Raw genomic sequence first — 11,176 nt, 5'->3', positions numbered from 1 at the left:
CCGGCCCGTTCAAGCTGACCTCCGCGAGCGCCCCCGCCACGTCGTCCCCCGCGACCGCCGCCAGCTCCACCAGCCACACCCCGCCCGGGAACCGCTCCGCGAGCCGCTCCCCGACCGTCGTCGCCAGCCGCGTCTTGCCCGCACCGCCCGTGCCGACGAGCGTGACGAGCCGTCCGTCCCACAACCGGCGCGCGATCCACGCGCACTCGTCGTCCCGCCCCACGAACCCGGTCACGCGCCCGCAGGTTTCCGCGCGGCCTCGTCCGCGGCACTTGCAGGACATCGAGGTAGGCCGCGCGGAGCTCGTCCCCGGGGTCGCTCCCCAACTCGTCCGCCAGCACCCGCCGGAACCCCTCGAACACCGCGAGCGCCTCCGCGTCCCGTCCGTCCCGGTGCAGGCCCCGCACCAGCAGCGTCCGGACCCGCTCCCGCAGCGGGTGCCGCGCGGCGAGCCCTTCGAGCTCCGCGACCAGCCCGCCCGGTTCGTCCCCGGAGGCCAGGTCGGCGGCGATGCGGTCCTCGGTCGCGGCGAGCCGCAACTCCCGCAGCCGCACGGCGACCGGCGCGTCCGCCAGCGGCTCGCCGCGCCCAGCGCGAGCGCCTCCGCGAGCACCTTCGCCGCCCGCACGTCCTCCCCGCCCCGCAGCGCCCGCGCCCCCTCCCGCGCGAGCCGCTCGAACCTGTGCGCGTCCACCGCGTCCTCGGGGACGTCGAGGAGGTATCCCCCGGGGACCGAACGCACCCAGCCGTCCGGGAGGGCCCGCCGGAGCCGCGACACGAGCGCCTGCAGCGCGTGCGCGGGATCGCCCGGCCCGCCGTCCGGCCACACCGCCCGCGCGAGCGCCCCGCCCGTCACCGTCCGTCCGGGCTCCAGCGCCAGCCGCGCCACCAGCACCCGCAACCGCGCGCCCCGCACCCGCACGACCTCCCCGCCGTCCATGACCACCAACGGCCCGAGGATCCCGACGAACATGCCCCCATTGTGTCGCCCACACCCCGTGGACGACGCCCCCTCAACGCGCTCACGGGTTCAGGACCGCGAACACGACCTTGCCGGTATTGCCCGACAACGGCCGCACACCCCAATACCGCGTGTACTGCTCGACGACGAACAAGCCGCGCCCGGACTCGCCGTCCAGATCGGCCCGCTGCACACGCGGCTCCTCCCAGTGCGAATCCTGCACCTCCATCCAGAGCGAGCCGTCCTCGTTGTGCCCGAGCCGGAACGTGACGTCGTCCTCCCCGGTCGTGTGCCGGATCGCATTGGTGACCAGCTCGCTCGCGACCAGGCACGGAACGAAGTCGTCCATGCCGCTCGCCCCGAGCACGAGCCGAATGAACCCCCGAACCTCCGCGACCGACTCAAGATGCCGCTTGACCACCATCTCCGCGTGCGCCGCCTCGATCACGTCCGGCGGAGAGGACGGACGAACGTCCGCACCGCGACGACTTTTGTGTGCCTCCACGCGATTACCCACCACACGTCTCGCCGAGACCGACGGTGTACGCGCTCATGCCGACCACATCCTTCGAAAGAGATCTGTGAACTGAGCCACAGACTGATGGGCCGGACAGTAGATTGCACTTATTCCGCAGACATCTGGGAATGCGCGCAAGTTCGGGGGAGTCAGTCATGGCGATCAAGCCATCACCGGATCCGCAGGGCAACATGTGGGACTTCATCGCCTACTACCTGCGAGTTTGGCGCACGAGGCCAGTCAACCAAGCGAAGCCCGCGACCAAGATTCTCAACACCAGCGACTCGACACTTTCAAGGCTTGAGCAGGGCCACCGACGACTTCGTGGCGATGAAGCCATAAAGCTAGACAAAGCATGGGGAACCGGTCGCCTCTTCGAGCTTATGGTCTGGTTCGCCAGCATCGGACACGATCCGGAGTGGTTCGCCCAATATGTCGAATTGGAGCAGGCGGCCAACGTGATCCGGCTCTACGATGGCGACGTCATCCCCGGCCTGCTCCAAAACGAGGACTACGCCTGCAGCGTCATCGAGTCGGGCGACGCCGAAAACCCGACCGAGATGCTGCGCGAGCGCATGGAGCGCCAGGGTCTGTTCGAACGACAGCCTCGCCCCGTCCATCTGACGGCCCTCATCTCACAGAACGCCATCGAGTGGCCGGTCGGCAGTCCGGAGATCATGCGCGCGCAACTCCAACGCCTCCTCGACATGTCCGAGCGCTCGAACGTGATCATCCGGATTGTGCCGAGAAGCTGGGACGTCGGGGCCTACCCCGGACTCGACGGCGCCTTCAAGCTCCTCAAAGGGACCGACTTCACCGACGTCGCATACACCGAGTCACCCGGAACCGGACGACTGGTCTCGAGTCCGGCTGAAGTGGAACGGTATGTCGTAAGGTACGACCAGATCAGCGCGAAGGCACTCCCAGAAGGCCCCTCCCGGGAGCTGATCCGATCTGTGATGGAGGCATTCAAGTGACACGCCCGACACCGTGGCGCAAGAGCAGCCACAGCGGCACGCAGGGCGACTGCGTGGAGGTCGCACATCTGGAGGCCCAGGTGGGCGTTCGCGACAGCAAGGACCCCGAGGGCGGTCACCTGGTGCTCGACCGTGCGGCAGCCCGCACGCTGGTGCGCCGCGCGAAAGCGGGAGACCTCGACCTCTGACCCGACGCGCGGACGGCCTCGGCGGTGTTGCCGCCGGGGCCGTCCGACGTTCCGGGGGGCACCCGTCTTACACCGGCCACAAGCGGCCTGATCAGTGATGGTCCTTCCAGAGCGTGTCCGTGACGCCGTCGCTCCCCTGTGCCGGGGCGGCTATCGCGTGTACTTCGCCGGGCGGATGGTCAGCGTCCTGGGGTCGTCGGTCGCGCCATTCGCTTTGGCCGCCGCGCTCGCCGACGGTCGGCACGGCGGAATGCGGATCGCCATCGTTCTGGCGGCCGAGTACGTCCTGTACCTGGTGGCGATGCCGGTCATGGGGCTGGTCGCCGACCGGGCGGCCGACCTGCGCGCGGTGCTGGTCGTCTCGCAGTTGACCGCCGCCTGTGGTCAACTCGCCGAAGCCGCGCTGATCCTCAACGGGGTGACGGCCGTCGCGCCGCTGGCGGCGGCCGCGGGGACGGGCGCCGTCGCGGCGAGCCTGTCGGTCGTCACCGGGGCGCGGCTGGTGCCGAACCTGCTCGAACCCGGGCTGCTGCAACAGGCCAACGGGCTACTTCGCACGGTGCAGATGACCCTCGCCGTACTGGGCCCGGCGACCGCAGGCGTTCTCGTCGCGGTTCTGGACGCCGGATGACTGATCGCTTGGGACGCGGTGACGTTCGTGGTCGCCGCGACGATCTTCACGCGCCTCCCCCGCCGTCCAGTGGTGAGCGTGGACGGCGGGGCGGCCGAGTCCGTACGCACCGGCCATGGGGAGGCCGAGGACGCTCCGGTGACCCTGGTCGCCGGGCTGCGCGCGTTCGCCGCGCGGCGCTGGCTGGTCGCGCTCACCCTGTCGGACGCGGCCGCGGGACGCGGCGTTCATGTGCGCGCTCGTCCTGGGGCCGGTGCACGCGACCCGTGAACTCGGCGGGGTCGGCCAGTGGGGCTGGATCAACTCGGCGCTCGCGGCGGGCAGCGCGGTCGGCGCCCTGACGGCCGTCCTCATGCGCATCGACCGCGCCGGATGGGCCATCGCCGGAGGCCAGGCCGGGCTCGGCCTCGGCGTCGTGGCCATGGCGGCCGGGTTTCCCACGCCGGTGTCGCCGCCGCGAGCGTGGTGGGCGCGGCGGTGGCCGGGCCCGGCGGCGTCGCGCGCCGCAGCGTCGTCCAGACGCACGTGCCCCAGCGGCAGCTCGGCAGGGTCGTCGGCCACATCGAAACGATCGGTTCGCTTCCGATCCCGCTCGCCTACCTGGCCGCCGGGCACGCGGCCGACAGCGTCGGCACCCGGCCGGTGATGGTGGTGTGCGCGGCAACGATGCTGGCCGTCGCGATCGCCCCGCTCCTACTGCCCGACGTCCGGCGACTGCGGCTCACCCCAGAGCCCCCGGTAGTTGCCCATCCGCCTCCGTGATGCCGCAACCCTCAGCCTTCGATCGGTCCCCCGCTACCGTCGACCGTCCAGGTCGGCTCGCCGCCATCGGGATCGTCGGTGTCCTCGCCAGCGGTTGTGATGCCCGTTTCTGCCTCGGACGGGGCTGAGGCCACGATCGTGCTCGGCCATGACGTCGGGGGCGGGCCAAATGCGCGACGACCGGCCCTCACGGTGAGGGTGGCCATCGCGGCGTTGGCGCTGCCACCGATCACGGCGCCGATACCGAACGGTGCCACTCGACCGAGAACGATGACCCCCTGCTTGGTCCCGTACTTCGTGATGAAGTTCTTCCCCAAGATCTTGTTGATCTGACGCAACGTCTCGACCGGCACCTTGGCGACGACCTGACGCCCCCAGTGTTGCCCCGTACGCTCGGCGACCTTCGAAATGGTGGCGGAGCCGGACCCGCCGAGCATGATGCCCATAACGATCGTTCGGCGGCGCTCGATCTCGTCGATGGGAACTCCGTGGACTTCGGCGATCGAGAGCGCGAAAAGGACACTCATCTCAAGAGACGAGAACGTTTCGCCGGCCGACAGTGCCAGTGCGACTCCTGTGCCGACGCCGGGCGCGGCTGCGGTCCCTCCGACCGCGGCGCCCGTGCCGGTCAAGGTGCTGACGTACATCCGCTCCAGAGTGCGGATGACCTGCGCCGGCGTCGCCTCCGGGTTCCGCTGGCGGGCCCGCGTGATGTTCTTGCGCACCAGCAGGCTCTGGGAATTGATCGCCTTGTCCAAGAGGTCGAGGACTCGCTGCTCACGTCCGGGTGTTGCCGGAACCGGCTCGTCAAAGGCATCTGTGGCCATGCCTCGATCTCCTTTTATCGTCACGTCCGAGCCGAGTGTCCCACTCGTCCGACCGCCTGGACCTGCGACGGCTTGACCAGGCCACCTCCGGCCAGAAACCCGCGACGCCTCACCATCGGGATCGGCGGCTCCCATTACCTCCGGCCGGTTGTCGGATCGGCGCCGTCACTGGTCGGTGACGGCTAGGCCGAGGGTGGCGGCCAGGTCTCGGAGGGTTTCCTCGTAGATGGGGCCGGGGTCGGAGTAGACGAAGTCGAGCTGGTTGAGGACCTCCATGCACAGGAGCCCGTACAGCCGGATCCAGCACGATAGGGCGACGTAGAGTGCTTCGATGGGCAGGTCGCGGTCCAGGGCGGCGGCGTAGGCGCGCAACTGTTCGCGGACGGACGGGTCCAGCTCCTCGGCCGCGGGGACCGGGAAACGCGGACCGGCCCACAGTTCCTCGATCTGCTGCAGGAAGACCAGTTCGAAGTCGCGGCCCGCCTGGTTGCGGGGCGAGTCGGGACGGTGCCGCGCGGACGCGGCGGGCGCGATGGGGCTGGCGAAGATCCATCCGAACTCGGCGGGATGGGCGATGGCCCAGTCGCGCATGGCGCGGCAGGTGGCGAGCAGCCGTTCGGCGGACGCGCCGGGGGCGTGGGCGTCGCGGGCGGTCTCCATCGCGGTGGTCAGCTCGCGCAGGAAGTCGGCGGTCACGGCCGCGACCAGGTCGTCGTGCGAGGCGAAGTAGTGGTAGAGCGCCGGGCCGCTCATGCCGATCTCGCGGGCGACGGCGTTGATCGTCACCGCCGGGGGGCCCTTGGTGGTCAGCAGCCGGCGGGCGGCCTCGCGGATCTCGGCGAGGGTCGCCTCGCGGAGCCTCTCGCGGCGGCGGGCGGGGTGTGCGGGCATGACCGTCCTCTCTGAACGACGTTGACAGCCTAGTGCCTCTATGTTTCCTTAGAGGTACTAGATCTTCTAGAGCATCTAAGGAGATGACCATGTTCGTAGTTGCGGTGGCCCCTGCTTCTCGGCAGGGCGGCTGAGATGGCACAGCGTGTTCGCAATCCGCTGGTCGGCGCGTTCGCCAAGTACCGCCTGGACACCACCGTCACCGACGTCGGGACGGTCACGCCGACGATGCGGCGCATCCGCCTCGTCGCGGACGAGCCGGTCGGCTTCCCGTACGTTCCGGGGCAGCACGTGCGGGTCGAGATCAACGATCCGCTGTCGGTGTCGGGGCTGCTGCGCCCGGGCGAGACGCTGCGCACCTACACCATCTGGGAGTTCGACCCGGACGAGCGTGCGATCGAACTGCGCGCGCACCTGTACGACGGGGACGGCATCGGCCTGCGATGGGCGCGCACTGCCGCGGTGGGCGACCGGGTGCCGATCTGGTGGCCGCAGGGCGAATTCCACACTCGTCCGGCGCCGTTCCATCTGTTCGTGGGCGAGGAGACCGCCGGTGCCGCGTTCGGGCCGATGCTGCGGGCGCTGGAGCCCGCGGACCGCGTGTACGGGGTGCTGGAGAGCGAGTCTCCGGAACAGGACATGCCGATGCCCGGCCCGCACCGGCTGCGCCGGGTGCACCGCGACGGCGCGCCGGCCGTCGCGTCGCCGACGCTGCTGGCGGCGGTGGCGGGCCTGGACCTGCCGGACGGCGACGGTGCCGCCTACCTGGCGGGCGAGGCGCGCACCTGCCAGCAGATCCGCGACCACTTGGTCCGCGAGCGCGGCTGGGACCGCCGGTCGGTCAAGGTCAAGCCGTTCTGGGCCGTGGGCAAGCGCGGCCTGCACTGACGTGGGAGCGTAATGGGTCGGTACGTCCCGTCACCCCCCTCCTGGAGACGGGACGTACGGTCAGGGGGCCCCTTCGCGGGCGGTTTCGTGCAGGCGGACGAGCTGTTCGCAGGCTTCGGTGATGTCGGCGACCGGCATCCGGGCGAGTTCGCCCTCGTGGTCGCACCAGTGGAAGGCGGCGCCCTCGCACCAGACGGTGAGGGCGCCGACGGCGAGGCCTGCGGGGGCCACCGGGGTGGGGTCGTCGAGGCCGCGCTCGGCGAGGAGGGCGCCGAGTTCCTCGATGGCGTGCTCGGGGACGGGCGAGAGCGGACGGCCGCGGCCGGCGCGGACCGGGACGGCGAACCAGGTGGCCTTGCCGGACACCTGCGGGCTGCGGAGGCGGGAGCGGGACGCGTGGTGGCCCCAGCGTCCGCCGGAGAGCAGGTCGATGATGTCGAGGCCGCGGCCGTGCTCGGGCATCGGGCCGCCGCGGGGGTGGTGCCGCCAGCAGCGGAGCTCGTCGAAGATCTTGACGACGAGTTCCTGGCGGCCGCGGCCGTCGCCGCGGCGGTAGATCCAGAGTTCGGCGCCGGGGGACGGCTTGCGGGTTCCGTCGGCGGAGCGGGGGGTGCCGTGCTGGAGGGCGTTGGTGGCCAGTTCGCTGACCATCAGGGTGACGTCGGCCGCGTCGTGGACGCCCGCTTTGGGGAGCAGGTTCGCGACGTGCGCGCGCGCGACACCGGCGATCGTCTCGTCGGGGGGCAGGGGCAGGGCAGTGCAGCCGCCGTTTTCCAGCGTCCAGGGGACCCCGCACACCGTCGCCGCCTTCGTCATGGTCGCCACCTCGGTGAAGTCGATTGATTTCTTCCGTGGCTACCGCCCACCGGCGCGTGAGAGCGGTAGGTGGTCTGGGGACGGCCCGGGCTGAATGATCCCGACAATCGCGACATAAGCCCTGCAGTTCCCGACTCGCTACCTGTGAATCACAGATTCAGTGTCGCACATGCGGCCCGACAAAACCTCGAACATGAGCAAGGAGTCGAGTTGACGAACGAGATGACCACCAATACGGACTCGCACTGACAAAACCCGCGCGTCCATGATCGGACGAACGCGTAACGGCGGGCGTCTGGGACGGGCGGGTGCGTGCGCTGTAGCGTGGAGAACGCCTGAGAGGGGCCGCACACGGAAGATCCCCCAGGGATGCAGCCCTGGGGGACCCTCGTGTGCGGCTTCAGGCGATCAACGCCCTTTTCCGCGAGCCCGCGCTAGCGGTCGTACCGGCCCGCCTTCACGTCGGCGAGGAACGCGGCGAACACCGGACGGGCGACGACGTGCGCGCCCGCGTCGGGCGTCACGCTGTCGCGCACCCCGGTGGCCGTGTCGAGGTCGGCGACCTCGACGCACGCACCGTTGCTGCTGGCGCTCGCCGAAGCCTTGAACCACTGTGCCTGAGAGAGGTCCATGCGTGTCTCCTTGCGGATCACTCGAGTGATGCCATGAGCTTGTTGAGGTACTCGACGCTGTCGGCCGGGCCGAGCGCCGCCTCTAAGATGTTCAGTTCATGTTCCTCCACGTTCTCGAAGTGCTCGATGCCCTGGATCGCCAGGTCGTTCTCCAGGTAGACCATGGGTTCCACTTCGCCGGGGAAGCGGAAGATGTGGAAGAGCGTGGCCATGCCCGGGTGCATGCCGTCCTGGAAGCGGATGAGCCGCAGTTCGACGTTGGGCCGCTCGGCCATCTTGAGCAGGTGCGCCAGCTGGGTGCGCCGCAGCTCCAGGTCTCCCCACCGGTACATCAGCGCCGCCTCGGTGATCAGGGCGGTGAACTTGGGCGCCGTCCCGTCGTGGCGTTCGAGGATCTGCTGGCGGCGGAGGCGGGCGCGCAGGGCCCGCTCCTGCCAGTCGGGCGTCCGGGTACCGACGGCCAGGAGCGCCTGGATGTAGGGGATGGTCTGCAGCAGGCCGGGGACGAGCAGCGGCGTGAAGACGAGGATCTCGGAGGCGTCGTTCTCGAAGCCAGGGAACTCGACGTTCTCGAACACCTCGCCGTACTCGCGCCACCAGGCGCGGCGGCGGGCGCTGGTCGCCAGCTTTTCCAGTTCCTCGGGGTCGGCCCCGTAGACCCGGGCGAGGTCGCGGATGTCGCTGAGCTCCGGACGGACCCACACGTTCGCCTCGAACCGGCCGACCTTGCCGCGGCCCCAGCTGAGCTGGTCGCAGACCTGGTTGGCGGTGTAGCCGGACGCGACGCGCAGTTCCTTCAGCCGCCGCGCCAGCGTCCACTTGGCGATCGTGGCCCCGTACGCGTCGCTCACGGTCGTCGCCTCCCTCCGCATGCCCGCGCCCGGCCGCTCCCGGACGATCCGTGCCGCGCAGATCGCACGGGTTCAGTCCGCGACCCGGTCGAACTCCCCCTTCTTCGCACCGTCAAGGAAGCACGCCCACTCGCGCTCGTCGAACACCGACACGAGCGCGCCGGGTTCGTTCGCGGTGCGCAGCAGGGTCCACTCGCCCGCGAAGGCGACCTCGATGCCGCCCTCCGGCGTCTGCGAGCGCGTCCAGTCGAGGGCGTCGAGGTCGATGCCCAGCTGTGTCGCGGACGGCTTGGTCACGATTCCTCCTCGGGCACGCGGGCGACCGCGCAGTAGCTCCACCGGGATCCGTCGCTGTCGGCCTCTTCCGCGTCCTCCGCGCCCCAGAAGCCGACGTAGGTGACCTCGGCCTTCGCCCCCTCGTACGGGGGGACGATGTCGAGGCCGTCGAAGAACCGCTCGAACTGCTCGCGCGTCCGGGTGTGCACGCCGGTCGACGACCTGGCGTAGACCTCCTGGACGGCCTTGACCCGCCAGTCCGGCTGGAAGTCCTGAGTGCCGGCCGACAGCACCAGGTAGCTTCCGGGCACGAGTCTGCGCAGGTAGCGGGCGACGAGGCCCCACGGGTCCTCGTCGTCGGACAGGAAGTGCGTCACCGCGACGAGCAGGACCGCGACCGGCTTGGAGAAGTCGATCAGGTCCTGTGTGGCGGGGTCGTCGAGGACGGCTTCGGCGTCGCGCATGTCGCGCAGCAGCACCGTGGTCTGCTCGTCGCCGGCCAGCAGCGCGTTCGCGTGGAGCCGGACGATCGGGTCGTGGTCGACGTAGACGACCCGGGCGTCGGACCGGACGGCCCGCGCGACCTGGTGCGTGTTGTTCTGCGTGGGCAGCCCGGCGCCGACGTCGACGAACTGGTTGACGCCCTGCTGGGCGACCCAGCGCACGGCGCGCTGCAGGAAGCCGCGGTTGGACCACGCGACGTCCCGGATCTCGGGGACCTTCTCGGTGACCTCCGCGCCCGCCGCCCGGTCGGCCGGGTAGTTGAGCTCGCCGCCGAGGTAGTAGTCGTACAGCCGGGCGGCGCTCGGGACGGAGACGTCCACTCCGGGTGGGGCCTCCTCGGTGCCGCTCATCGCATCGCCTCCGGATCCGCTGCCGTGCCGTTGGTCAAGTTGCCCGTTTCGCCCCAACTTGTGATGCACAAATTATGAAGCATAAATCGGCCCCGTGTGCAGTGCCGTGGGCGTGTCTTTTACCGCAGGCCGGGCCGAGCCGCTTACCGCCCAGGAACGATTCCATAACGCACCAGGGAGTACGGCGTGAACTATCGAATTGATGTGCGATCGGATTGCCGAAGAGGGCCCTAACCCCGGACGGGCGTCGCGGCGGTCGCGTCGATAAGGCCGCGCGTCCGCGGGTGGGCGGCGTCGTCGAGGTCGCGGGCGGGCACGTCCTCGACGACCCGGCCCTCGTGCAGGACGACGACGCGGTCGGCGACGCGGCGCGCCACCCGCAGGTCGTGCGTGACGAGGACGATCGTGAGGCCGTCGTCGCGGCGCAGCCCGGTGAGCAGGTCGAGGATGCGGTCGCGGGTGAGGACGTCGAGGCCGCTGGTCGGCTCGTCCGCGAGCAGCACGCGCGGCCGCTGCGCGAGCGCGCGGGCGATCGCGACGCGCTGGCACTCGCCGCCGGACAGGGTCGCGGGACGGCGTCCGGCGACGGCGGGGTCGAGGCCCGCGCGGCGGAGCAGGTCGTCGTCGTACGGCCCGGCCTCGGCGATCGCCTGCCGGACCGTGTGCCGGGGGTCGAAGGACGCGAGCGGGTTCTGGAAGATCAGCCCGGTGCGGCGGCGGACGGCGCGCCGGTCCCGGTCGCGCAGCCGCCATACGTCCCGTCCGTCGCGCAGGACGGTCCCGGCGGCGGGCCGGTCGAGCGCGGCGAGCGCGCCGATCAGGGTGGACTTGCCGGAGCCGTTCGCGCCGACGACCCGCGAACGGCCTCGCCGGGCGCGACGTCGAGGCCGACGCCGTCCAGCGCGACGGTCGTGCGGCGGCGCGACCGCAGCACCCGGGTCACGTTCCGGGCGGCCAGGCCGCCGTCGGCCGGACGCGCGGCGGGCGGGGGCGGCGGGTCGATCGCGGCGGACGCGGCGGCGGCGAGGGTCGGCGGAGGCCGGTCAAGGCCCGTGCCGACAAGGCATACCACTCCGCCGAGCATCTGTCGTGGCTGCGCGGACGG

16 protein-coding genes and 2 pseudogenes are annotated in these 11,176 nt (G+C 70.8%); 6 read left to right on the top strand and 12 right to left on the bottom strand.

The features are described 5' to 3' along the window. Positions 1 to 554: BTAD domain-containing putative transcriptional regulator (locus tag BJF79_RS67095; RefSeq protein ID WP_410050116.1), on the bottom strand; the 554-nt coding region annotated here is incomplete at its 3' end. 468 nt (positions 555 to 1,022) lie between these two features. Beyond that, entirely contained in the window at positions 1,023 to 1,466 is a 444-nt protein-coding gene (locus BJF79_RS20480) for an ATP-binding protein (protein ID WP_143220058.1), read from the bottom strand. A gap of 167 nt (positions 1,467 to 1,633) precedes the next feature. Between BJF79_RS20480 and BJF79_RS20475 the strand changes: the two genes are divergently transcribed. The 5 genes from BJF79_RS20475 to BJF79_RS20455 all read left to right on the top strand — a co-directional run bounded on the left by BJF79_RS20475 (position 1,634) and on the right by BJF79_RS20455 (position 4,036). After that, complete coding sequence (locus BJF79_RS20475; RefSeq protein ID WP_143220057.1) at positions 1,634 to 2,455, top strand: DUF5753 domain-containing protein; 822 nt, start codon at positions 1,634 to 1,636, stop codon at positions 2,453 to 2,455. Continuing rightward, positions 2,452 to 2,643 carry a DUF397 domain-containing protein gene (locus tag BJF79_RS20470; protein ID WP_262402324.1) on the top strand — a complete coding sequence of 64 codons (192 nt, stop codon included), beginning with the start codon at positions 2,452 to 2,454 and terminating at the stop codon, positions 2,641 to 2,643. Before BJF79_RS20475 ends, BJF79_RS20470 begins: the two co-directional genes overlap by 4 nt. Before the next feature lie 157 nt (positions 2,644 to 2,800). Next, complete coding sequence (locus BJF79_RS20465) at positions 2,801 to 3,274, top strand: hypothetical protein (RefSeq protein WP_075899637.1); 474 nt, start codon at positions 2,801 to 2,803, stop codon at positions 3,272 to 3,274. A gap of 18 nt (positions 3,275 to 3,292) precedes the next feature. Continuing rightward, positions 3,293 to 3,544 carry a hypothetical protein gene (locus BJF79_RS20460; RefSeq protein ID WP_075899635.1) on the top strand — a complete coding sequence of 84 codons (252 nt, stop codon included), beginning with the start codon at positions 3,293 to 3,295 and terminating at the stop codon, positions 3,542 to 3,544. A 195-nt stretch (positions 3,545 to 3,739) separates the two neighbouring features. Further along, entirely contained in the window at positions 3,740 to 4,036 is a 297-nt protein-coding gene (locus BJF79_RS20455; RefSeq protein WP_075899633.1) for a hypothetical protein, read from the top strand. 11 nt (positions 4,037 to 4,047) lie between these two features. On the opposite strand, the gene BJF79_RS20450 is transcribed toward BJF79_RS20455, so the two are convergent. Continuing rightward, positions 4,048 to 4,863, bottom strand: coding sequence for a hypothetical protein (locus BJF79_RS20450; RefSeq protein ID WP_262402323.1), 816 nt, complete (start codon positions 4,861 to 4,863; stop codon positions 4,048 to 4,050). A 165-nt stretch (positions 4,864 to 5,028) separates the two neighbouring features. Continuing rightward, positions 5,029 to 5,754 carry a TetR/AcrR family transcriptional regulator gene (locus BJF79_RS20445; protein ID WP_075899631.1) on the bottom strand — a complete coding sequence of 242 codons (726 nt, stop codon included), beginning with the start codon at positions 5,752 to 5,754 and terminating at the stop codon, positions 5,029 to 5,031. A gap of 135 nt (positions 5,755 to 5,889) precedes the next feature. On the opposite strand from BJF79_RS20445, the gene BJF79_RS20440 reads away from it, so the two are divergent. Further along, positions 5,890 to 6,642, top strand: a complete 753-nt coding sequence (locus BJF79_RS20440) for a siderophore-interacting protein (RefSeq protein WP_075899629.1) — start codon at positions 5,890 to 5,892, stop codon at positions 6,640 to 6,642. A 60-nt stretch (positions 6,643 to 6,702) separates the two neighbouring features. On the opposite strand, the gene BJF79_RS20435 is transcribed toward BJF79_RS20440, so the two are convergent. From BJF79_RS20435 to BJF79_RS60840, 8 genes and pseudogenes are all read right to left on the bottom strand, one after another. Then, positions 6,703 to 7,458 carry an ATP-binding protein gene (locus tag BJF79_RS20435; RefSeq protein WP_143220056.1) on the bottom strand — a complete coding sequence of 252 codons (756 nt, stop codon included), beginning with the start codon at positions 7,456 to 7,458 and terminating at the stop codon, positions 6,703 to 6,705. A gap of 434 nt (positions 7,459 to 7,892) precedes the next feature. Continuing rightward, positions 7,893 to 8,090 (bottom strand): DUF397 domain-containing protein, encoded by a 198-nt coding sequence (locus BJF79_RS20430; protein WP_075899645.1) that lies wholly within the window; start codon positions 8,088 to 8,090, stop codon positions 7,893 to 7,895. Between the two features lie 17 nt (positions 8,091 to 8,107). Next, on the bottom strand, positions 8,108 to 8,941 hold the full coding sequence (locus BJF79_RS20425; protein WP_158079245.1) for a helix-turn-helix domain-containing protein: 834 nt from the start codon (positions 8,939 to 8,941) through the stop codon (positions 8,108 to 8,110). A 72-nt stretch (positions 8,942 to 9,013) separates the two neighbouring features. After that, positions 9,014 to 9,238 carry a DUF397 domain-containing protein gene (locus BJF79_RS20420; RefSeq protein WP_075899623.1) on the bottom strand — a complete coding sequence of 75 codons (225 nt, stop codon included), beginning with the start codon at positions 9,236 to 9,238 and terminating at the stop codon, positions 9,014 to 9,016. Next, positions 9,235 to 10,071: an SAM-dependent methyltransferase gene (locus BJF79_RS20415; RefSeq protein ID WP_075899621.1), complete on the bottom strand. Its 837-nt coding sequence runs from the start codon at positions 10,069 to 10,071 to the stop codon at positions 9,235 to 9,237. The genes BJF79_RS20420 and BJF79_RS20415 overlap by 4 nt, the downstream gene beginning before the upstream one ends. 230 nt (positions 10,072 to 10,301) lie before the next feature. Then, complete coding sequence (locus BJF79_RS60850) at positions 10,302 to 10,574, bottom strand: hypothetical protein (protein WP_075899619.1); 273 nt, start codon at positions 10,572 to 10,574, stop codon at positions 10,302 to 10,304. A gap of 33 nt (positions 10,575 to 10,607) precedes the next feature. Further along, positions 10,608 to 10,889 (bottom strand): annotated as a pseudogene (locus BJF79_RS60845) (ATP-binding cassette domain-containing protein); the annotation flags it as partial. Next, a pseudogene (locus tag BJF79_RS60840) lies at positions 10,889 to 11,176 on the bottom strand (hypothetical protein); the annotation flags it as partial. The pseudogenes BJF79_RS60840 and BJF79_RS60845, both read right to left, overlap by 1 nt.

It is taken from the genome of Actinomadura sp. CNU-125, from assembly GCF_001942465.1.
In the GTDB taxonomy this organism is placed as follows: domain Bacteria; phylum Actinomycetota; class Actinomycetes; order Streptosporangiales; family Streptosporangiaceae; genus Spirillospora.
Note: the sequence above shows the minus strand (reverse complement) of the source record. Positions and strands in the feature narration are given on the sequence as shown.